The sequence below is a fragment of the Mycobacterium persicum genome, from assembly GCF_002086915.1.
Taxonomy (GTDB): domain Bacteria; phylum Actinomycetota; class Actinomycetes; order Mycobacteriales; family Mycobacteriaceae; genus Mycobacterium; species Mycobacterium persicum.
Genome location: NZ_MWQA01000001.1, coordinates 2,736,097 through 2,757,387 on the forward strand (window position 1 = coordinate 2,736,097; position 21,291 = coordinate 2,757,387).

At 66.6% G+C, this 21,291-nt stretch carries 21 protein-coding genes and 1 tRNA gene; 14 read left to right on the forward strand and 8 right to left on the reverse strand.

Going from position 1 to position 21,291, the window contains the following annotated elements:
- Positions 1 to 165: 165 nt before the first annotated feature.
- From B4U45_RS12425 to B4U45_RS12435, 3 genes are all read left to right on the forward strand, one after another.
- Positions 166 to 1,218 carry an iron-containing redox enzyme family protein gene (locus B4U45_RS12425; RefSeq protein WP_083154234.1) on the forward strand — a complete coding sequence of 351 codons (1,053 nt, stop codon included), beginning with the start codon at positions 166 to 168 and terminating at the stop codon, positions 1,216 to 1,218.
- 193 nt (positions 1,219 to 1,411) lie between these two features.
- Entirely contained in the window at positions 1,412 to 1,936 is a 525-nt protein-coding gene (locus B4U45_RS12430; protein ID WP_158006383.1) for a DUF4258 domain-containing protein, read from the forward strand.
- Positions 1,933 to 2,286, forward strand: a complete 354-nt coding sequence (locus tag B4U45_RS12435; protein ID WP_131808360.1) for a hypothetical protein — start codon at positions 1,933 to 1,935, stop codon at positions 2,284 to 2,286. Before B4U45_RS12430 ends, B4U45_RS12435 begins: the two co-directional genes overlap by 4 nt.
- A 195-nt stretch (positions 2,287 to 2,481) precedes the next feature.
- Here B4U45_RS12435 and B4U45_RS12440 read toward each other — a convergent pair whose 3' ends face one another.
- The 6 genes from B4U45_RS12440 to B4U45_RS12465 form a co-directional block, all read right to left on the reverse strand.
- Positions 2,482 to 2,697, reverse strand: coding sequence for a CDGSH iron-sulfur domain-containing protein (locus B4U45_RS12440; RefSeq protein ID WP_082275615.1), 216 nt, complete (start codon positions 2,695 to 2,697; stop codon positions 2,482 to 2,484).
- Positions 2,694 to 3,386, reverse strand: a complete 693-nt coding sequence (locus tag B4U45_RS12445; RefSeq protein WP_075549165.1) for a HemK2/MTQ2 family protein methyltransferase — start codon at positions 3,384 to 3,386, stop codon at positions 2,694 to 2,696. The genes B4U45_RS12440 and B4U45_RS12445 overlap by 4 nt, the downstream gene beginning before the upstream one ends.
- 100 nt (positions 3,387 to 3,486) lie before the next feature.
- Positions 3,487 to 4,038: a type 1 glutamine amidotransferase domain-containing protein gene (locus tag B4U45_RS12450; protein WP_075549164.1), complete on the reverse strand. Its 552-nt coding sequence runs from the start codon at positions 4,036 to 4,038 to the stop codon at positions 3,487 to 3,489.
- 23 nt (positions 4,039 to 4,061) lie between these two features.
- Entirely contained in the window at positions 4,062 to 5,231 is a 1,170-nt protein-coding gene (locus B4U45_RS12455) for a zinc-dependent alcohol dehydrogenase (RefSeq protein ID WP_075549163.1), read from the reverse strand.
- Positions 5,228 to 6,163 carry an SRPBCC family protein gene (locus tag B4U45_RS12460; RefSeq protein ID WP_075549162.1) on the reverse strand — a complete coding sequence of 312 codons (936 nt, stop codon included), beginning with the start codon at positions 6,161 to 6,163 and terminating at the stop codon, positions 5,228 to 5,230. Before B4U45_RS12460 ends, B4U45_RS12455 begins: the two co-directional genes overlap by 4 nt.
- A 26-nt stretch (positions 6,164 to 6,189) precedes the next feature.
- Positions 6,190 to 7,173, reverse strand: a complete 984-nt coding sequence (locus B4U45_RS12465; RefSeq protein WP_075549161.1) for an LLM class F420-dependent oxidoreductase — start codon at positions 7,171 to 7,173, stop codon at positions 6,190 to 6,192.
- A 163-nt stretch (positions 7,174 to 7,336) separates the two neighbouring features.
- On the opposite strand from B4U45_RS12465, the gene B4U45_RS12470 reads away from it, so the two are divergent.
- The 4 genes from B4U45_RS12470 (at position 7,337) to B4U45_RS12485 (ending at position 10,191) form a co-directional block, all read left to right on the forward strand.
- Positions 7,337 to 7,627, forward strand: a complete 291-nt coding sequence (locus tag B4U45_RS12470) for a GlsB/YeaQ/YmgE family stress response membrane protein (protein WP_075549160.1) — start codon at positions 7,337 to 7,339, stop codon at positions 7,625 to 7,627.
- A gap of 813 nt (positions 7,628 to 8,440) precedes the next feature.
- Positions 8,441 to 8,656, forward strand: a complete 216-nt coding sequence (locus tag B4U45_RS12475; RefSeq protein WP_131808359.1) for a hypothetical protein — start codon at positions 8,441 to 8,443, stop codon at positions 8,654 to 8,656.
- Positions 8,657 to 8,787: 131 nt separating this feature from the next.
- Positions 8,788 to 9,684 carry a metal-dependent hydrolase gene (locus tag B4U45_RS12480; RefSeq protein WP_371687273.1) on the forward strand — a complete coding sequence of 299 codons (897 nt, stop codon included), beginning with the start codon at positions 8,788 to 8,790 and terminating at the stop codon, positions 9,682 to 9,684.
- 234 nt (positions 9,685 to 9,918) lie between these two features.
- Complete coding sequence (locus B4U45_RS12485; RefSeq protein ID WP_083134960.1) at positions 9,919 to 10,191, forward strand: WhiB family transcriptional regulator; 273 nt, start codon at positions 9,919 to 9,921, stop codon at positions 10,189 to 10,191.
- Between the two features lie 26 nt (positions 10,192 to 10,217).
- On the opposite strand, the gene selD is transcribed toward B4U45_RS12485, so the two are convergent.
- Positions 10,218 to 11,219, reverse strand: a complete 1,002-nt coding sequence (gene selD, locus B4U45_RS12490) for a selenide, water dikinase SelD (RefSeq protein WP_075549169.1) — start codon at positions 11,217 to 11,219, stop codon at positions 10,218 to 10,220.
- 28 nt (positions 11,220 to 11,247) lie between these two features.
- Here selD and B4U45_RS12495 point away from each other — a divergent pair.
- From B4U45_RS12495 to nrfD, 6 genes are all read left to right on the forward strand, one after another.
- A tRNA-Sec gene (locus tag B4U45_RS12495) sits at positions 11,248 to 11,342 on the forward strand.
- A gap of 17 nt (positions 11,343 to 11,359) precedes the next feature.
- The gene (gene selA / locus B4U45_RS12500; RefSeq protein ID WP_075549168.1) at positions 11,360 to 12,640 is read left to right on the forward strand and encodes an L-seryl-tRNA(Sec) selenium transferase; all 1,281 of its coding nucleotides are present in this window, start codon (positions 11,360 to 11,362) and stop codon (positions 12,638 to 12,640) included.
- Positions 12,628 to 14,307 carry a SelB domain-containing protein gene (locus B4U45_RS12505; RefSeq protein WP_075549158.1) on the forward strand — a complete coding sequence of 560 codons (1,680 nt, stop codon included), beginning with the start codon at positions 12,628 to 12,630 and terminating at the stop codon, positions 14,305 to 14,307. The genes selA and B4U45_RS12505 overlap by 13 nt, the downstream gene beginning before the upstream one ends.
- A 46-nt stretch (positions 14,308 to 14,353) precedes the next feature.
- On the forward strand, positions 14,354 to 17,593 hold the full coding sequence (gene fdh, locus B4U45_RS12515) for a formate dehydrogenase (RefSeq protein WP_099224205.1): 3,240 nt from the start codon (positions 14,354 to 14,356) through the stop codon (positions 17,591 to 17,593).
- Positions 17,590 to 18,471: a 4Fe-4S dicluster domain-containing protein gene (locus tag B4U45_RS12520; protein WP_075549156.1), complete on the forward strand. Its 882-nt coding sequence runs from the start codon at positions 17,590 to 17,592 to the stop codon at positions 18,469 to 18,471. Before fdh ends, B4U45_RS12520 begins: the two co-directional genes overlap by 4 nt.
- A complete protein-coding gene (nrfD, locus tag B4U45_RS12525) occupies positions 18,468 to 19,424 on the forward strand; it encodes an NrfD/PsrC family molybdoenzyme membrane anchor subunit (RefSeq protein ID WP_219859408.1) in 957 nt (318 codons plus the stop codon). The genes B4U45_RS12520 and nrfD overlap by 4 nt, the downstream gene beginning before the upstream one ends.
- A 16-nt stretch (positions 19,425 to 19,440) precedes the next feature.
- Here the strand turns inward: nrfD and B4U45_RS12530 are convergent, their stop codons facing one another.
- Positions 19,441 to 19,905, reverse strand: coding sequence for a GatB/YqeY domain-containing protein (locus tag B4U45_RS12530; RefSeq protein WP_075549154.1), 465 nt, complete (start codon positions 19,903 to 19,905; stop codon positions 19,441 to 19,443).
- 136 nt (positions 19,906 to 20,041) lie between these two features.
- On the opposite strand from B4U45_RS12530, the gene B4U45_RS12535 reads away from it, so the two are divergent.
- Positions 20,042 to 21,280: a hypothetical protein gene (locus tag B4U45_RS12535; protein ID WP_075549166.1), complete on the forward strand. Its 1,239-nt coding sequence runs from the start codon at positions 20,042 to 20,044 to the stop codon at positions 21,278 to 21,280.
- Positions 21,281 to 21,291 lie beyond the last annotated feature (11 nt).

Consider the following 21,291-nt stretch of genomic DNA (forward strand, 5'->3'; position numbering starts at 1 on the left):
AGGCGATCTCGCTCAGATCACGGCTTGCCGGAGCACAATTCACGTGGCGGCATCGCGGCAAATCTGTCCGGGTCGTCAAATCGCATTAGCCGCCCGCGGCGGCTACGGCCGATCCTCGGTTGAACCGCGGCAGGTTGAGTTACCGGATCCGGGGTATTCAAGGGCGTGACCCGTACCACCTTCAGGCCCGTCAAGCAGCGACGCTCATCTGACGTCGAGCCGTCCCTACCGGCCGGACACGGACCACTGTCGATCGCCGTGCGCCGGGCGTTGACCGGGCCGGCGCCCCGCGACCAGTTCACCCGCATCGGCGCCTCGGTGGGCGACGTCGATCCCTACGGCCACGATCTGCAGCTGGCCTTGTATATGTGCTATGAGCTGCACTACCGCGGCTTTTCCGGAGTGGATCCGACTTGGGAGTGGAATCCCGCGCTGCTGCACCTACGTGCCGAATTCGAGCGGGCTTTCCTGACGGGCGTGCGTCGTGATGTCGGCCCCATCGAGCCGCACGACACCGCCGTGGCCGAAATGGACAAGCTCTCGATAGAGCCCGTCGACGGCACTGGGCCGTCGTATTACCTGCGCGACACCGGAACATGGCGGCAGATGCGTGAATATTTTGCACACCGATCGCTGTATCACCTCAAAGAGGGTGATCCGCATGCCTGGGCAATTCCACGCCTGACCGGTCAGGCCAAGGCGGCATTCGTCGCCGTCGAGTTCGACGAATACGGTGCCGGTTATGGCCCGCGGGTGCACCAGCAGCTTTTCGCCGACCTCCTGGACGCGGCCGGACTCGATTCGACCTACCTGGGGTATCTCGACGTGGTTCCCGCCGAATCACTGGCGGTGGTCAACATCATGTCGTTGTTCGGGCTGCACCGGCGGTTGCGGGGGGCCGCAATCGGACACTTCGCGGCGACGGAGATCACCTCGCCACCGGGTTCTCGGCGGATGGTCGAGGCGCTGCGCCGGATGGAGGCACCCGAGGAATGTGTCGCCTTCTACCACGAACACGTGGAAGCGGACGCGGTACACGAACAGGTGGTCCGCATCGACGTGGTGGGCGATCTCGCCGAGCGAGAACCACACCTCGAGCAGGACATCGTGTTCGGGATGCGGGCGTTCGAGCTCCTCGAAAACCGGTTGGCCGACTGCCTGATGCGGTCGTGGCAGGCCGGTGAGACATCGCTGCGCCGGCCGTTGGACGAGGTGTAGGCCCTCGCGCTTAAAAGGGTGGGGGTTCGTCGTCGGGTGGGGCGGGGCGGGGTTGGACCGCGGCGGACTCGATTCAGGCGGGGGGTGCGGCTGTGGCGGCGTTCGGTGGTAATGCGTTGGGCGCGGTCTTGGGCGCGAGTGCGGCGGCGTTTGGGCTTCATGGCGGTTCTGTCGCAGCAGTAGCCGGTGGCGGGTGCGCACCGGCCCGGAAACAGCAGCGCGCTACCACAATCTCTATCCGCCTGATCCTGCCGATTGGAACGCGGTAAACGCCTATAATCAAGAAGCCTGGTATTACAACACATTAAAGGCGCAACTCGAGCGCCAATTAGATGCCGCAAACGCACAATACACGCCTGCCAAAGACGCTATACGCGCCGAAATCCGATACTGGACACAACCAGCACCACAGCAACCGCACGCACCGTCACCAGATCCATCGACGCCCACCGGACAGCGCGGCGGCCCAATGGATGTCCGCCCCGGAACGAATGCTCCTGCGACGATTGACGGAACGTCCTTCAGCGGACACGCCCTTGACCAAATGCAGGGCAGAGGCATTCCGGTAAGCGTCGTGCAAAATGCGCTTCAAAACGGCCTGCGCTCGCCGAGCCGAGGAGGCAAGACAGTTTTCTACGATCCCGACAATCATATCAGCGCTGTGCAAGCTGCCGACGGTACCATCATTACCCCGACCTTCGGGGACCGACGACCTTGACGAACGATGAGGATTCTCGCCACCGGATCGCTTATCTCCGCCAGCTGGCGCTTAACTCGCTGAACTATTACGCCGGCGAATTTTCCGGACTCGAACGTGTAGCTCGTGACTTAGATTCGATAATCCAATCGCTCGAAGAAGTCGCGGATCCATCATGGACCAATTTGCTGGGCCGACTGTGGTTCCAGCTTGAAATCATTTACGCATCGATGCTACATGAAGGACGTTTCCGGCTGACTAAAGACGAAGAGGTCTACGTGCAAGAAGTCGTCGCTAAGCTCGTTGCAGAGCTCCAGAGCTATGAGCTGCCGCCAGTCCGCGACACAGCAGAAGGCACTCAGCAGCAGTAAGAAAGCTCTCACGAGCCAGGTCAGGGGCGGTCAGTGCGCCGCTTTCCCGTGGACGTGTCATATGAGCTCGACAAGGTTTCGACTCGCACGCCACCTCCCGGGCTAGCCCCCGGGGAACATACATGCGATTATCCCAGCCGGGTCCGACACGAGCGTCGGGTTCTCAACGCAAACTTGCCGGCTGCGAGCGACAGGTCAGGGTTTAGCTTGAGCCTTCTGCTCAGACCCGTGAGGCCGGCACCTGCGGTGGCTCGTATCGCACAGCGGGTATTCCTTGCTGCGCCGGCAGGTGCAGATGGCCACCATGAAGCGGTCCGATTCCACGACACCGCCGCCGGGCGTCTCGATGCGCACCGGACCGGACACCAGGACCGGACCGTTGGGCACCACCTGAACCCGGGTGGTAGTCATGACTTGTCCGCCCGGATCACCACGATTTCCTCGTCACGACAGCCGCGGGGTACCCGCCCGGTCTCCTCCAGCCATGCCGCCCGCGCCGACAACACTGGGCCGAACGGAATCCACTGAGAAGCAACAACTTCCGCGTCCAAACCGGTCGATAACAGACAATCCATGGACCGCTGCACGCCCGCCAGAGCCGACTGCACCAGCAGCAGAGATCCACCGTCGCACAACAGCTTTGCCGCCGACTCGCACAGCGGATCCAGCACCAGGCGCCCGTCGGGTCCGGCATTCCAGGCCCATGACGGACCGGCCGCCGGCGAGATAGCGTCGGAGTCGTCGACGGGCGGAGCGGGGACATACGGCGGATTGGACACGATCACCTCGAACGGTGCGCAGTCGAAAGCCCGTGTCCACGAGCCTTGACGAACGTCGACGTCCACTCCGGCGTCGGCGACGTTGTCACGGGAGCAGCGCACGGCATGTGGGCAGATGTCGAACGCGGTGACGCTGGCACAGCCCATTTCAGCGGCGGCGATCGCGACGAAACCGCTTCCGGTACACAGGTCGAGGACCCTGCGGCGCGGGATCAGGCCGGTCCGCCTCATCGTGTCAACGAGCAAACGGGAGTCGGATTGTGGCTGGTACACCATGTCGGCGACCGTGGCGCCATCCAAGGCTGGGTAGGTGGTCGTCAAGGTAGACCTTTCGGGGCACCGCCGTGACGATCACGGCGTCCTAGTACTAATGCCCGCAAACCGCTGCTCGAAACCAAACCCGGCCGATCGGGGACGATCGCTACCCCTCGACCTGCGCCAATTGATTGACAATCGTCGAGCAGAACGTCGGCAGGTCGGATGGTGAGCGACTAGTGATCACATTGCCGTCCACGACAACCTCATCATCGACGACGTTGGCGCCGGCGTTGCGCAAGTCGGTGCGAATGCTGGGATAGGAGGTCAGCGTTCGTCCCTTCACCACGCCTGCCTCGACCAACGTCCAGGGCCCGTGACAGATTGCGGCAACCGGCTTTCCGGACTCCACGAAGTCACGGACGAAAGACACCGCAGTGCTGTCGGAACGTAGCTTGTCGGGGTTCACGGTCCCACCGGGCAATACCAGGCCGTCGAATTCGGCCACCGACGCCTGCGCAACCACACGGTCAACCGCGAACCTGCCAGCCGGATCGAGATCGTGTTCCCGCGCTTGGATTTCGCCGCCCCGTAACGACACGACCTCCACCTGAGCACCGGCCTGTAGCAGCGCCGCGCGCGGTTGCTCCAGTTCGACCTTTTCCACGCCATCGGCAGCCAGGATGGCGATCCTTTTGCCTTGCAACTCCTTCGACATCGCAGTGCTCCTTTATGGCTCCTTTATGGGTTCAAGACGACTTTGGTGCAGCCGTCCTGCTTGTGTTTGAAGATCTCGTAGCCGTGTGGAGCCTGGTCGAGCCGGAGATGGTGGCTGATGATCATCGTGGGGTCGATCTCGCCGCTGCAGACCCGATCCAACAACGGCCGCATGTAGCGTTGTACGTGGCACTGGCCGGTCTTGATGGTCAGCGAGCGGTTCATGACCGCGCCGATGGGGAATTTGTCCATCACGCCGCCGTACACCCCGATAACCGAGATGGTGCCGCCGTTGCGGCAACTCATCACCGCTTCCCGAAGTGCGTGCGGCCGTTCGGTTTCCAACCGCGCGGCCTGCTTGACGCGGTCGTAGGCGTCCACCACTCGAGAGCCGGTGCGAGCCTCCATACCCACCGCGTCGATGCAGTGGTCCGGACCCCGCCCGGCGGTGATGTCCCGAAGCTCCTCCAGCACCGAGGTCTCGGCGAAGTTCAGCGGTGTCGCACCCAACCGGACGGCCAACTCCAGCCGATACGGAACCTGGTCAATCGCAATCACTTTGGCCGCGCCAAGCAGGTAGGCGCTGGCGACTGCGAACAGGCCCACCGGACCCGCACCCCATACCGCGACGACGTCACCGGGGGTGATGCCGCACATCTCGGCGCCCATGTAGCCGGTGGGCAGGATATCCGACAAGAACAACACCTGGTCATCGGTGAGATCGTCGTCGATCTTCAGCGGACCCACATCGGCGAACGGCACCCGCGCGTATTCGGCTTGGCCACCGGCAAACCCGCCCAACATGTGCGAATACCCGAAAAGCCCGGCGGGTGAATGACCCAACAACTTCTCGGCCATTCCGGCGTTGGGATTGGAATTCTCACACAGCGAGTACAGGTCGCGCTCACACGCCGAGCAGGCCCCGCACGCGATCGGGAAGGGCACCACCACCCGGTCGCCGACGGCCAAGTTGGACAACGCCTTTCCGACCTCGACCACTTCACCCATGAACTCGTGCCCCAGCACGTCGCCGTGCTTGACCGTGGGGATATAGCCGTCGTAGATGTGCAGGTCCGAACCACAGATGGCGGTGGAGGTGACCCGCACAATGACATCGCGGTCGTTGCGGATCGCGGGATCTGGAACCGATTGCACCTCAACGCTATTGCGTCCGGCCCAGACGATGGCCTTCATCGGACAGCTCCTTCGCTCACCGGCCGTGCGGGCTGTTGATGCATCTGGCGCAACACTGACGTGCCTTCCGGCGACCCGTCGGAATACAGCACCTGCCCGGTTTCCAGGATCTGCTTGAACCGCCGCAGGTCGTCGTTGACCTGCTGTTCCGGCGACTCGCCCAACAGCGTCGCAACCGACTTGCCGAGCGCACCGCCCGGCATGTGGTAGCCGATCGTGACTCGGACCTCGGTGCCGTCGCCCGCGGCCGTCGGCGTGAATTCGACGCTGCCCCCGTGCCTTACCCCGGAATCGCGCACCGATTGCCACGCGATCCGCTTGTTGGGCACATCCTCGACGATCTGCGCATCCCACCGCACGGGCTGCCCTACCGGCGCGTTGATGGCCCAATGCGACCGCCCGCCGTCGCCGGCGGTGACCGATCGCAGATGGTGCATGAAGCTGGGCAGGTTCTCCAGGTCACGCCATAACCGATACACGTCCTCCGGCGCACGGCGCACCGTCACCGCGGCCCGCAGCGACCGATGCTTCGGACCGCTGCCATGCCGGTGGCCTCGGTCGCGGGCGGTGCGCGTCGCGGCGTAGAGGTCGGCGACGGCGATTACGGTCAGCGCGACGGCGACAACGCCACTGCGCGCCCGCGGTCCCCGGCCACGGCTGAGCACCCCCGCCCCGAACAGCGCGACGTCCAGCACGTCACCGACCACCCTGGTCCACACCAGTTTCGGCGAGCCGAGCAATAACGCGGCGGCGTGGCCGCATTCGCGTATCCCCAACGCGCGGATGATCGAGCGCGACGGGTCCGTGTCGGCCACGCCCGCGAGCACGGCTACTTTCCTTGGGGCCAGCACTTCGGCGAGGCCGAGACCCAGGCTGGCCCCACCAAGGCCGCGCGCCAGAGTGGCCGCTGCGCTCGCTGAAGCGTCTTTCATCGTCATTTCCCTTGCCTTGTGGTGTGTTAGGACGCGGCCCGCAGCTTGTGCAACAACGGTTCGGCGGCCTCCTTGAGGAACTCGTCCTGGTGCTGTCCGCCGATCTGCACGAGGGCGATATCGGTGAAACCGGCTTCCCAATAGGGCCGCACAGATTCGACGATGGCGTCCAGATCCGGCCCACACGGGATGTTCTCGGCGACGTCGTCCGGACGCACGAACTGCGTCGCCGCAGCGAAACCGGCCGGCGTCGGCAAGTCCGCGTTGACCGCCCAGCCGGCACCGAACCAGCGGAACTGATCGTGTGCCCGTTTGACAGCGGCGTCGCGGTCGGGATCCCAGCACACCGGTATCTGTCCGACCACCCGTCCGGCGCCGGTCCCGTTGGCAACCTGGCGTGCCGCGCGCCACGAGTCGACCAGGTCGCCGTCGGGCTCCACCGCGATCAGGTGGTCGGCGAGTTTGGCGAACTTGTCGACGGCCTTGGGTCCGCCGATCGCCACCCCGATGCCGATCGGCACGTCCGGTAGGTCCCACAAGCGCGCCGAATCCACCTGGAAATAGTCGCCACGCCAGTTCACCAGCCGGCCACCGAACAGTTCGCGGATGATCTTGACCGCCTCGCGCAACATGTCCTGACGACGCTCGACCGCGGGCCAGCCCCGGCCGACGATGTGCTCGTTGAGATTTTCGCCGCTACCCAGTCCGAGCGTGAACCGCCCGTCGGACAGGATCTGCACGGTCGCGGCCTGCTGCGCGACGATCGCGGGGTGATACCGCATCGTCGGACAGGTCACGTAGGAGTACAGGTCGAGGCGTTCGGTGGCATGAGCCACTGCACCCAGTACCGCCCAGGCGTTGGGCGCGTGTCCTTGCGACGTCAGCCAGGGCGAGAAGTGGTCGCTGCAGACCAAAAAGTCGAAGCCCCGCTGCTCGGCCGAAACGGCGTCCCGCACAAGCTCTTTCGGCCCGCTCTGCTCGGTCATCAACGTATAGCCGAAATTCGTCATACGCGCTGGGGTACCCGGCTATAGGCCCATATAACGTCACGGCGAAAAATCGCCCCCAAACTCGCCCTGGCGCTGCGCTCGCGGTGGCTTGCCGCGGCGTCAAAACGGGTAGACCGAGCGCAGGAGCGGGCAACGGCCCGCCTCAACCGCAAAGGAGCGGACAATGATCGGAACAATCATCGGGGCCATCGTGGTCGGTCTCATCGTGGGCGCCCTCGCCCGCCTTATCATGCCGGGCAAGCAGAACATCGGCGTCATCATGACCGTGGTGTTAGGGGCCGTCGGGGCGTTCCTGGGCACCTGGATTTCCTACAGGCTCGGATACTCGAATCAGAACGGCGGCTTCGAGTTCATCCCGTTCCTGGTCGGCGTCGTCGTCGCGATCCTGCTCATCGCCGCCTACCTCGGGCTTACCGGCCGGCGCGGCACCTCTGCTCGTACCGGTCGGCTTTAGCAGCTCAGCCCGGCGTCGCGGTCGTCGCTTTTCGTCGTCGGTGACGCTAGCTCGCGTGGGTCCTCTGATCGGGGGACATGCTGTCGCACGTTCGGGGGATGGAGATCGCATTGCTCGGTCACTTATGATCACCCAGATTCATTTGGCATGCCTTGCGTATTGCGCTGGGAGGTAATGGTTTAACGGCTTAGGTGGAGGCAGCGGGCTTGGAAGGGAGTTGCGGTGCCACTGCCAGAGGCGCTTGTGCGCGTGGTGATGCCCGGTGCGCGCGCCAGTGGGCTGCTGCCCGCAGGCCACGAGCTAGACAGCGAGCCCAGCTAGGGACGTTACGGACGTCAGCGCACCCCTGATTTCAGTGCTGCAGCCATTTGCTGCGCCGGTTACCGAAAGGAAGCTTTCTTTCAGCATGTCCGAATATTCCACCGACCGGGCGTCCCAACCGCGGGACAACGCCGTCGCCAGCGGATCCGATTCGGCACCGGGCCACGTCCGTCTCACCAAGTCGCGGCGTGGCACCCGCGCCGCCGGCCTGGCCTTGGGAGCATTGGCAATAACCAGCGGTGTTAGCGGCGTCCTAGACGTCAGCACTGCGACCACCAACGGCCCTAACGTCAGCGTCGGCCGACTCGCCATTACCCTAACGGCCAACCACGGGTTCAAACTCGACACGTGCACCGCGGGAAACTCCGGGATCGCCCAGGGTGACAACACCAACTCTGGTAACAGCAGCAATATCGACAGTTCTGATGGCACCGGTGCAACAACGGCGACACCGCCAGTGATCCCGTCGCCACTTCAAACTCTAATACCGCTGTGGGCGTTGATATTCAAGAAGTTCCGGCAAACATCATTGCAGGCGACCTCGCCACAGAAAACCTGGATACTGCGCCGGCCGATATTGACGCCGAAATGGGCAACAATAATAACAACAACAATGCCCCGCCGCCGATTGGGATCATGTGGCCAGATGGGTTTCCGCGATGGGCTAATTTGCCGCCATTTGATCCTCATGATCCTGATGACAACTAAGCGGGTTTTCCCGAACTAATATGTACCGTCGGTACTACCGGAGTGGACCGTTCAGCTTGCGGCCCGGGTGGCCGCTGTCACGGAACACGCTTGACACTAATTCGCCAAGTCGTAGAGACAGGTTGCTAATCGTGGGGACCAATATGGCGTACAGCCGGCCGCAATCAGCTGTGATGCGCGCGGTAAAGACTCGCCGAATCGCATTTTCCTTTCACCACGCGGCTCCATCCCGGCGACATTTCGTAGCGGGTGACATTGCGATGAGTCACCTCGTTGCGCTCATGTCCGGCGGTTTACCATCGGGAGAGGAATCCTTTATTCTGGCAGTTCGCCGTTACCGAGATCAGATCGCCGATCCGGTATTGAAGGATCAAGTTGCCGGCTTCATCGGGCAGGAAATGAACCACGGGATGCAGCACCGCAACCTGAACGTGGAGCTGGTCCGGATGGGATATTGGGTGACCAGGCTGCTCGATGCCCTGGGCACCAGGTTCGTCAAACGGATGAAGGACAACCTGTATCGCATTCCGAATACGGTCGCAAAACTGGCGCTAGCAAATACGGCAGCTGTAGAGCACCTTACTGCGGTGCTCGGCGAACAGGCATTGACGACTCCTTGGCTGCAAGAACGACTGAGCGACCCGGAGGTGCGAGCCATGCTGAACTGGCATGCAATTGAAGAAATGGAGCATAAGGCGGTTGCATTCGACGTTTACCGGTACGTAGGCGGCAGCGAGCGAATGCGAATTCTCTCAATGACCGGCATGCTCGCCCTCTTGTGGGTGCCGATCATACTTCTCCTCGTCTCAATCGCCACCGATCCGTGGGCTTGGCGGCACCCGATCGACACCCTGCGCAGCATAATCTCGCTGCCGCGAGTTCCATTCTTCGAGGGCATCGCCCCAAAAGTCAAAATCTATTGCCAGGTTGGATTTCACCCTGACGATGTCGACCACACCCAAATCTTACAGAAATGGCGAGACGAATATTTTGGTCCAAATGGCCTACTTCTCGACCACCTCAAGTAGCGTCGTGCCGGTTGCGCCCGGCGCCTGCGCGAGCGCCTCGGTGACCAGGCCTTGGCGAAGCCGATGTCGTGGAGATGTGCGCCAAACCGCGGGTGGTCCTCGTCGCCCAATACGACGCGTCGAGCCACCCCAATAATACCAAATCGCCCAACATTCAACAGGACTCGTTATTTTTCCCGAACCGAAATCAACCATTCTGTGTAATTATCCCAGCGACGTTAGAGATCAGTGAGCATGAATGCCCGCAAGCCTGAGATGTTCGACGCGGACGTGGGGGGTCAGCAATGGCATTTGTATGCCCTCTGCGCGCAGACCGACCCGGATACCTTTTTCCCCGATAAGGGCGGCAGTACTCGCAACGCCAAACGTATTTGCAGCGGTTGCGAGGTCAAACGTCCATGCTTGGAGTACGCGCTGGCCAACGATGAGCGCTACGGCATCTGGGGAGGATTGTCTGAACGCGATCGTCGCCGTCGAAAAAAGCGTGCGGCCGACGGCCGGCCATAAGAGCTGCTTGCGCCCGAGCCAGCGTTCTAGGCCGGCCCGCGCACCACAATCGTGTGCTCGGCACGGCACACCAGCTCGCCGATAACGGGTGCGCCCGGGATTTCGCCGGCGATCAGCAGTCCACCGGAGGTCTGCGCGTCGGCCAGCAGCAGCGCCTCCTGCTCGCTCACCGCCGACAGGTCGACATGCGGCGCCACCCACTCGAGATTGCGCCGGCTGCCGCCGCTGACGTAGCCGGCGGCCAGGGCTGCTCGCGCGCCGTCCAGATACGGCACCGCAGCGGAGTCGATCACCGCAGTCACACCGCTGGCCCTGGCCAGCTTGTGCAAGTGCCCCAGCAACCCGAAACCGGTTACATCCGTGGCACATTCGATGCCGGCCGCCAGCGCGGCAGCCGCCGCTCCTGCGTTTAGCGTGGTCATCACCTCCACGGCGTTCGCGAACCGCTCGCCGGTGGCCTTGTGCCGGGAATTCAAGACGCCGATGCCCAGCGGCTTGGTCAGCGACAGCGGGGTGCCCGGCTTACCGGTGTCGTTGCGCAGCAACCTGTTTGGGTCGGCGATTCCGGTGACCGCGAGCCCGTATTTGGGCTCGGGGTCGTCGACGCTGTGCCCGCCGGCCAGATGACAGCCCGCGAGCGAGCACACATCCAGCCCGCCGCGCAGCGTCTCGGCGGCCAGCTCGAACGGCAGCACATCTCGCGGCCATCCCAACAGATTGACCGCGACCACCGGCCGCCCGCCCATCGCGTACACATCGGACAGCGCGTTGGCGGCGGCGATTCGGCCCCAGTCATAGGGATCGTCGACCACCGGGGTGAAAAAGTCGGTCGTCGCGATCAGTGCCGTGCCGCCCTCGATCAGCACCGCGGCGGCGTCGTCACCGCTGTCCAGCCCGACCAGCAGCTCACCGGCAGGATGAGCCGGGACGCCGGCGCGCAATCCGCGCACCACGTCCTCCAGCTCGCCGGGCGGGATCTTGCACGCGCAGCCGCCGCCGTGCGCGTACTGAGTCAGTCGGTAACCCATGGCGTCCATAATTGTCGCCATGGCCCAGGGAGGCGTCTCCGGTCTGGTGACCGGCGCGGTCTTCAAAACCGTCGAGCGACAGATGCTGCCGCTGGCGGGTTCGATTCCCGTCCGCCTCCGCCACCTCCCTGGGTCCGGACATGACTGACCCCAGACGACGGGTTCCGCGCACCGACGCGCTGCTCGCCGATCCCCGCCTCGCCGAGGCGCAACAGCTGCTGGGCCGCACCCTGGTGAAATCCGTGATCGCGCAGGCCCAGCAGCGGGCCCGCGCCGGCGAGATCGAGCCGGAGCGGGTGGCCGAGCACGCCGTCGCCGCGCTCCCGGCCACCGCGGCAAGCCTGCGGCCGGTGATCAACGCCACCGGCGTCGTCGTACACACCAACCTGGGCCGGGCACCGTTGTCGCAGGCCGCGGTGGACGCGGTGGTCACCGCCAGCGGCGCCACCGACGTCGAATTCGACCTGACGACCGGTCGCCGCGCTCGCCGTGGCCGGGGCACGCTGGCCGCGCTGGCTCGGGCGGTGCCCACCGCCGGCGGGGTGCACGTGGTGAACAACAACGCCGCCGCGCTGCTGCTGACCGCGTTCACGCTCGCCGGGGGAAAAGAGATTGTGCTCAGCCGCGGCGAGCTGGTCGAGATCGGCGACGGATTCCGCATCCCCGAGCTGCTGGCGTCCACGGGTGCGCGGCTTCGTGAGGTCGGCACCACCAACCGCACCAGCCTGCGCGACTATGCCGACGCGATCGGGCCGGACACCGGGTTTGTGCTCAAGGTGCATCCGTCCAACTTCTGCGTCACCGGGTTCACCTCGGCGGTCAGCGTGGCCGAATTGGCGCAACTCGACACACCGCTCGTCGTCGACATCGGCTCGGGATTGCTGGAACCGCATCCGGCACTCCCCGACGAACCGGATGCGACAACCGCCCTGCGCGACGGCGCCAACCTGGTCACCGCCAGCGGTGACAAACTGCTCGGCGGTCCGCAGGCCGGCCTGCTCTTCGGCGATGCCGACCTGATCGAGCGGCTGCGCCGCCATCCGGCGGCCCGTGCGCTGCGGGTGGACAAGCTCACCCTCGCCGCGCTGGAAGCGACCGTGGTAGGGCCGCCGCCGCCGGTAGCTCGAGCGCTGGCCGCCGAGGTGACCCAACTGCGCGCCCGCGCTGAAAGCCTTGCCGCGCAGCTACCCGGCGCGCAGGCGGTGGACTGTGTGGCGGCCGTCGGCGGGGGCGGGGCCCCGGGTGTGCGACTGCCCAGCGCCGGGCTGAGCCTGCCCGAGTCCTACGCCGCCAAGCTGCGCGCCGGCGGCCCCCCGGTCGTCGGCCGGGTGGAGGGCGGCCGATGCCTGCTGGATCTGCGCACGGTGGCACCAGACGAGGACGACCTGGTGCTGGCGGCGGTGCTGGCGTGTTCGTCATAGCCACTGCGGGCCACGTCGACCACGGCAAGTCGACGCTGGTCCAGCGGCTCACCGGGATGTGGCCGGACCGGCTGGCCGAAGAACAGCGCCGAGGCCTGACCATCGAGCTGGGCTTCGCCTGGACCGAGATCGACGGGCGCCGGCTGGCGTTCGTCGACGTGCCGGGCCATGAACGGTTCGTTCCCACCATGCTGGCCGGCGTGGGCCCGGTTCCGGCCGTCATGTTCGTGGTGGCCGCCACCGAGGGCTGGATGCCGCAGTCCGACGAGCATCTCGCGGCTTTAGACGCGCTGCGGGTTCGGCACGTGCTGGTCGTCATCAGCAAGGCAGACCTTGCCGATCCGGCGCCGGCGATCGAGCAGGTGCGGGCGCGGTTGGCCGACGCGCCGGTCGTGCTGGGCACCGACCTGGACCAGGTGCGGGCCCAACTGCTGGCACTCACGATGCGGCTACCGCGGCCGGACCGCGACGGCGACGTGCGGTTATGGGTCGACCGCTGCTTCACGGTGCGCGGTGCGGGCACCGTCGTCACCGGCACGCTGAGCGCCGGCACCATCCGGGTGGGCGACGAACTCGAACACGCCGGACGCCGCGTCACCGTCCGCGGCCTGCAATCGCTGGGCCGCGACGTCGACGCGGCCGGTGCGGTGGCGCGGGTGGCGGTGAACCTGCGCGGCGTGGATCGCCGGCACATCGCTCGCGGCGACACCGTTCGCACGCCGGGTGCCTGGCTGGACACCGCGGAGATCGACGTGGCCCTGCGGTCGGCGGGCACTCTGCACCACCAGCTGGTGCTGCACCTCGGGTCCGCGGCGGTGCCGGCGCGGGTGCGCCCGCTGGGGACGGCCGGGGCGCGGCTGCGGCTGGCCAGAGCGTTGCCGCTGCGGGTCGGCGACGTCGGGTTGCTGCGCGATCCCGGGGAACACCGGATCGCGGCCGGCATCGAGGTGCTCGATGTGCGGCCGCCGGAGTTGCGCCGCCGCGGCGCGGCCCGAGCCCGCGGCGAGCAGCTGGCGACCGGCCGGGTGCCCCCGCCCGAGTGCGCACCCGTGACGCAGTTTCGCGCGATGGGTCTGCCGGCCGCCGGCCGCCAGGTCGGCGAGTGGGTGGTCGATCCGCAGTGGTGGGCCGGGCGGCGTGAGCTTGCGGTCACGACGGTGCGGCGCTGGGCGGCCGAGCGCGACATCGCGGCGGGCATGCCGCTGGAAGCGCTGCGGCAGCGGGTGGGCCTGCCGGCCGCCGAACTGGTGTCCGAGCTGCTCGACGGCACCGGCCTGGAGGTGGCCGACGGCCTGGTCCGGCAACCCGGGGCGGCGCTGCCGGCGCGCGTCGACAAGGCGGTGCGCACCGTGGAGGAGTGGCTGGCCGCCGAACCGTTCCGGGCGCCGGAGGCCGACGAACTGGCCGAACTGAAGCTGGGCAGCCGCGAGCTGGCCGCGGCCGTGCGGGCCGGACGGCTGACCCGCGTCGCCGACGGCGTCGTGCTGGGGCCCGACGCGTTCCCACGCGCGGCCGCTATCCTGGCGACGCTACCGCAGCCGTTCACGGTCAGCGACGCCCGCCGCGCTCTGGGCACCACGCGCCGGGTCGCCGTCCCGTTGCTCGAACGGCTTGACGCACTGAGGATTACCCGCCGCGATGCGGACGGCACCAGGACGACGCGTTAAGGCTGCGGGTTTGCTCCGCAGGTGCGCCGCAGGGTTTGATCAAACAATGCACCCGGAAAGCAAGCTTGCGAAGTTGATCCAGTCGTGGCCGGTCTACCGCCAGCTCACCGGGTCCGACCCGCTGGGCCGCGGCAAAGCCGCACAGTCGCCCCGCTCGGCAACGCTGACGCCGCGCACCGCCGAAGCCGACCACGTCGCGCACTCGGTGTGTCCGTTCTGCGCCGTGGGCTGCGCGCAGAAGGTCTACGTCAAAGACCAGAAGGTCATCCAGATCGAGGGCAACCCGGACAGCCCGATTTCCCGAGGACGCCTGTGCCCCAAGGGATCTGCCAGCACCCAGCTGGTCACCGGCCCGCAGCGGGAAACCGTCGTGCGCTACCGCGCCCCCTACGCCACCGAGTGGCAGGAACTCGACCTGGACACCGCGATGGATATGGTCGTCGACCGAGTGCTCGACGCCCGTCGCAAGGGCTGGCAGGACTTCGACGCCGACCGCAACACGCTGCGCCGCACCATGGGCATCGCCAGCCTCGGCGGCGCCACCCTGGACAACGAAGAGAACTACCTGATCAAGAAGCTCTTCACCGCCCTGGGCGCGCTGCAGATCGAGAACCAAGCCCGTATTTGACACAGCGCCACGGTTCCCGGTCTGGGAGCCTCCTTCGGTCGCGGCGGAGCGACAGACTATCAGCAAAACCTGGTCAACTCGGACTTCATCGTCATCATGGGCTCCAACATGGCCGAGGCCCATCCGGTCGGGTTCCAGTGGGTGATCGAGGCCAAGGCGCGCGGCACCGAGGTCGTCCACATCGACCCGCGGTTCACCCGCACCAGCGCGCTGGCCGACCGCCACGTCGCACTGCGCGCCGGCAGTGACATCGCGTTCCTCGGCGGGGTGATCAACTACATCCTGTCCAACGGGCTGGACTTCCGCGAGTACGTCACCGCCTACACCAACGCCGCGTTCCTGGTCGACGAAAACTACCGCGACACCGAGGATCTCGACGGTCTGTTCAGCGGCTACGACCCCGACACCGCCTCGTACGACCCGGCCACCTGGCATTACGAGTCAACACACCATGGCGGTCGCGGCGGGGCCGACGACAAGCTGCGCGCCGCCCCTGATCAGCTCGGCTCCGGCGGACCGGCGGTGGAGGGTGCTGCGGGCGATATCCCGGCCGACCCGACGCTGCGGCATCCGCGGTGCGTCTACCAGATCCTCAAGCGGCACTACGCCCGCTACACCCCGGAGATGGTGGAGCGGGTGTGCGGCGTGCCGGCCGACACCTTCCTGCGGGTCGCGCGGGCGTGGACGGAAAATTCCGGCCGCGAGCGCACCACCGCGCTGGTATACAGCGTGGGCTGGACCCAGCACACCATGGGCGCGCAGTTCATTCGCGCCGGCTCGATCATCCAGCTGCTGCTCGGCAACATCGGCCGGCCCGGCGGCGGGGTGTTCGCGCTGCGCGGGCATGCCAGCATCCAGGGCTCCACGGACGTGCCGACGTTGTTCAACCTGCTGCCCGGATACCTGGCCATGCCGCACGCCGGCCAAGCGAACCTGGCCGACTACCTGGACCGGATCAAGAGCCAGAACCAGAAGGGCTTCTGGCACAACGCCGACGCCTATATGGTGTCGCTGCTCAAGGAGTACTGGGGCGAGCACGCCACCGCCGACAACGACTACTGCTTCGACTACCTACCGCGGATCAACGGCGACCACGGCACCTACCGCACCGTCATGGACATGGTCGACGGCACGGTGTTCGGCTACTTCCTGCTCGGCCAGAACCCGGCCGTCGGCTCCGCCCACGGGCGGCTGCAGCGGCTCGGCATGGCCAACCTGGACTGGCTGGTGGTGCGCGACCTCGTGATGATCGAAAGCGCCACCTTCTGGAAAGACGCCCCCGAAGTCGAGACCGGCGAGATCACCCCGCAGACCTGCCGCACCGAGGTGTTCTTCTTCCCGGCCGCCTCGCACGTGGAGAAGGCCGGCACGTTCACCCAGACCCAGCGGATGCTGCAATGGCGCGAAAAGGCCGTCGACCCGCCCGGTGACGCCCGCTCGGAGCTGTGGTTCTTCTACCACCTGGGCCGGCGGTTGCGGGAGAAGCTGGCCGGCTCGACCGACGAGCGCGACCGGCCGTTGCTGGAGCTGTTCTGGGACTACGCGATGGAAGGTGACGAGCCCTCTGGCGAGGACGTGCTGCGCCGCATCAACGGCATCGACCTGACGACCGGCCGGGCGGTGAACGGCTATACCGAGTTGAAGGCCGACGGCAGCACCGCCTGCGGCTGCTGGATCTACAGCGGCGTGTACGCCGACGACGTCAACCAGGCGGACCGGCGGGACACCTCGCAGTGGGGCTGGACCTGGCCGCTGAACCGCCGGGTGCTCTACAACCGGGCGTCGGCCGACCCACAGGGGCGGCCGTGGAGCGAGCGCAAGAAGCTCATCTGGTGGGATCCGGAGAACCGGGAATGGACCGGCCACGACGTGCCCGACTTCGAAAAGCACAAGCCGCCGGACTACCGCCCGCCCAAAGGCGCGGTGGGCGTCGAGGCGTTGCGCGGCGACGACGCGTTCGTCATGCAGGCCGACGGCAAGGCCTGGCTGTTCGCACCCAGCGGCCTGGCCGACGGTCCGCTGCCCACGCACTACGAACCGCACGAGTCCCCGGTGCGCAACGCGATGTATGGACAGCAGGGCAACCCGACCCGAATCGTTTATGGCCGCAACGACAATCCGTCGAACCCGGCGCCGCCGGAGGCCCACGGCGAGGTGTTCCCGTTCATCTTCACCGCCGCACGGCTTACCGAGCACCACACGGCCGGCGGGATGAGCCGTCAGCTGCCCTACCTGTCGGAGCTGCAGCCCGCGTTATTCGTCGAGGTTTCACCGGAATTGGCGCGTATCCGGGGGCTGACGCATATGGACTGGGCGCATGTGATCACCAGCCGCACCGCGGTGGACGCACGGGTGCTGGTGACCGAGCGGATGAAGCCACTTCGCATCGAAGACCATGTGGTCCAACAGATTTGGATGCCTTACCATTTTGGTTACACCGGCCTGGTCGACGGCGACGTGGTCAACGATCTGCTCGGGGTGGTGTTGGACCCCAACGTCTTCATCCAAGAGAGCAAGGTCTGCACTTGTGACGTGCAACCGGGACGACGGCCCCGCGGACCGGAGCTGCTGGCCTACATCGCCGAATACCGCCGCCGCGCCGGCGTCACCACGGCGACCGGCACCCGACTGGACACCCATAGCGAGGAAACCCCTTGAACCGCAACAGTTTCTATGGCCCGCTGAGCGATCCGGCCGGCGATGCCGGGCATCTGGAGCACCCCGCGCGAGTCGGGTTCTTCACCGACACCTCGGTGTGCATCGGCTGCAAGGCCTGCGAGGTGGCCTGCAAGGAATGGAACCGGGTGCCCGACGACGGCTTCAACCTGCTGGGGATGTCGTTCGACAACACCGGCATGCTCAGCGCAAACACCTGGCGGCACGTGGCGTTCATCGAGCAGCCGGCTACCGACCTCGGCATCCCGAAATTCGAGCGCCCCGGCGCGTCGGCCGACCCGCAGTCCCGCACAGACTTTCGCTGGCTGATGAGCTCCGACGTGTGCAAACATTGCACCCATGCCGGATGTCTGGATGTCTGTCCGACGGGCGCGCTGTTCCGCACCGAGTTCGGCACTGTCGTTGTGCAGCAAGACATTTGCAACGGCTGCGGGTATTGCGTGTCCGGTTGTCCGTACGGGGTGATCGACCGCCGCGAGGGTGACGGCCGGGCGTGGAAGTGCACCCTATGCTACGACCGGCTGCATGACGGGCTGGAACCGGCGTGCGCCAAGGCCTGCCCCACCGACTCCATCCAGTTCGGCCCGCTCGACGAACTGCGGGAGCGCGCCGCCCGCCGGGTCGAGCAGCTGCATGAGCGCGGCGTGACCGAGGCGCGGTTGTACGGTCACGATCCCGACGACGGCGTCGGCGGCGACGGTGCGTTCTTCCTGCTCCTGGACGAGCCCGAGGTCTACGGATTGCCGCCGGATCCGGTGGTGCCCACCCGCGATTTGCCGGCCATGTGGCGCTACGCCGGGATGGCCGCGTCGGCGCTGGTGGCCGCCGCGGTGTCGGCGTTCGTTGGGAGACGGCTATGACCCGGGGGGCGGGCAGCGGGCGGGAACAGCTAGCCGTGCCCCGAGCGGAGTTCCGGTCGTATTACGGGCGTCCGGTGCTCAAACCACCGGTGTGGGAGTGGAAGATCGCGGCCTACCTGTTCTCCGGTGGCCTGTCGGCGGGGTCGGCGCTGCTGGCCGCCGGCGCCGATCTGACCGAGCGTCCGGCGCTGTGCCGAGTCAGCCGAGTCGGGGCGCTGGCCAGCCTCCTGGCCAGCATGTACTTCCTCGTCGCCGACCTCGGCCGCCCCGAGCGGTTCCACCACATGCTGCGGGTGGCCAAGCCGAGCTCGCCGATGAGCGTCGGCACCTGGATTCTGACCGCCTACGGGCCGGGCGCCGGGCTGGCCGGGGCCGCCGCGCTCATGCCGGCGGCGCTGCGGCGCACCGGGGTCGGAGCGCTCGTGCGCTGGTTGGCACGCCCGGCCGGACTCTCGGCGGCGGCCGTCGCACCCGGCGTCGCCTCCTACACCGCGGTCCTGCTGTCGCAGACCGCCGTCCCCGCCTGGCACGAGGCACACCCGTATCTGCCCTTCGTCTTCACCGGCTCGGCCGCAGCCAGCGGCGGCGGCTGGGGCATGGTGCTGGCGCCCGGGGCCGAGGCCGGTCCGGCGCGGCGACTGGCGGTCGTGGGCGCCGGGCTGGAGATCGCGGCGTCGCGGCTGCTGGAGCAACGGCTGGGGCTGGCCGCCGAGGCGTACACCACGGGAAAGCCGCACCGGCTGCGCAAGTGGGCGGAGTACCTGACGATCGGCGGGGCGCTGGGCACGGCGGCGGCGGGCCGGAGCCGGTTCGCGGCGACGCTGTGCGGGCTGGCGCTACTCACCGGCAGTGCGCTGCAGCGGTTCGGCGTGTTCGAGGCCGGCGTGGAATCCACCAGGGATCCGAAATATGTGGTGGTGCCGCAGCGCGAAAGGCTCGATTCCGGCAAGTGATCTTGGAGAAGGGCCGCTACAGCCGTTCTTTGACCGCCGCCGACAAGCGGGCCCCGTCTGCTTTGCCCTCGGCGATCTCGGTGGCGAACTTCATGACCAGGCCCATCTGCTTCATGGTGGGCCGATGCCCGAGCTGTTCGGCCACTTGGGCGATGGCGGTGTCGGCGACGTCGGCCACTTCTGCCTCGGTGAGCGGCGTGGGCAGATACTCGTCGATGATCCGGGCTTCCGCGTGCTCGTTGGCGGCCAGCTCACCCCGCCCGTTCTGGGTGTAGATCTCGGCCGCCTCGCCACGTTTACGGGATTCCCTGGCCAGCACCTTGAGCACCTCGTCGTCGGAGAGCTCCTTGGCCTGCTTGCCCGATACTTCCTCGGTCTGGATTGCGGCCAGCACCATGCGTAGGGTCGCAGTTCGCAACTTATCCTGCGATTTCATCGCTTCGGTCAGGTCGGCCCGAAGCCGCGATTTGAGTTCCGCCATGGCAGAGACGCTACGCGGGTTGTTTTCGGAGGTTGCCGAACCCGACACCAAGACCGGAAGACGTACCCGCATTGAGAAATGCGCAGACCGCCGACAGGATGGAGCCCATGACCAACGACGACAGCCGCCACATCCGGTGAGTACGCTGCCGCCGAGTTATCCGGTTGACCCGCCGGCCGAGACCCCCGGGTACGTACCGGCCGGGTACCCACCATTAGGCGCCGGCTATCCGCCGCCACCATCGCAGCCGCCGGGCTACGGCGCCCCACCGCCGGGATACGGCCCGCCGCCCGGTTACGGCATGCCACCGGGTTACGGTCCCCCGCCGCCCGGCTACGGCGCTCCGCCCGGATATGGTGCGCCGCCACCGGGATATGGCCCGCCCCTGGTTCCCGGGGCAGTCAAACCCGGAATCATCCCGCTGCGGCCGTTGACCTTGAGCGATATCTACAACGGCGCGGTCGGCTACATCCGCACCAACCCGAAGGCGACGCTGGGTCTGACCGCGATCGTCGTGGTGATCATGCAGGTCATCACGTTGATCGCCACGGTCGGACCGCTGACGGCCCTCAACCAACTGAAAACCCAGCCGTCAACCGAGCTGAGTCTGGGCGTCTTCGGCGCCTGGATGGGTTCGGTCGCGGCCAGTGGTCTGGTCACCTGGCTGGGCGGCATGCTGCTGAGCGGAATCCTCACCGTCGTCGTCGGGCGCGCGGTGTTCGGGTCTCCCATCACGATCAGCGAGGCGTGGGCCCGGGTCCGCGGGCGCGTACTGGCACTGATCGGGCTGGCCTTGCTGGAAGCCGCCGGGATGGTGGCGCTCGCGGGGCTGGTGGTGGTCATCCTGGTCGGGGTCGGGGCCGCGATCAACGGTGCGGCGGCGGTCCTGGTCGGCATCCCGCTGCTGCTGCTGGTCGGGTTGCTGCTGGCCTACCTGTACACCATGTTGGTGTTCGCGCCGGTGCTGATCGTGTTGGAGCGACTGCCGCTGGTCGACGCGGTCACCAGATCGTTCCGGCTGGTCCGCGGCGGGTTCTGGCGGGTCCTGGGCATCCGGTTACTGACGGCCCTGGTGGTGGGACTGGTTGGCGGTGCGGTCGCGGCGCCCTTCAGCATCGCGAGCCAGATCTTGCTGGGGGTCACCGCGTCGGAAGGCTCCATCACTATGCTGCTCGTCGGCACGACGCTGTCGGCCGTCGGCTCGGCGATCAGCCAGATCATCACCGCACCGTTCACCGCCGGAGTTGTCGTGCTGCTCTACACCGATCGCCGCATGCGCGCCGAGGCTTTCGATCTGGTGCTGCAGACCGGTGCCGCCGGTGGGCCCGCCGCGGTGGAGTCCACCGACAACCTGTGGCTCACGCGGCCTTGCTGATCGACTGGTGA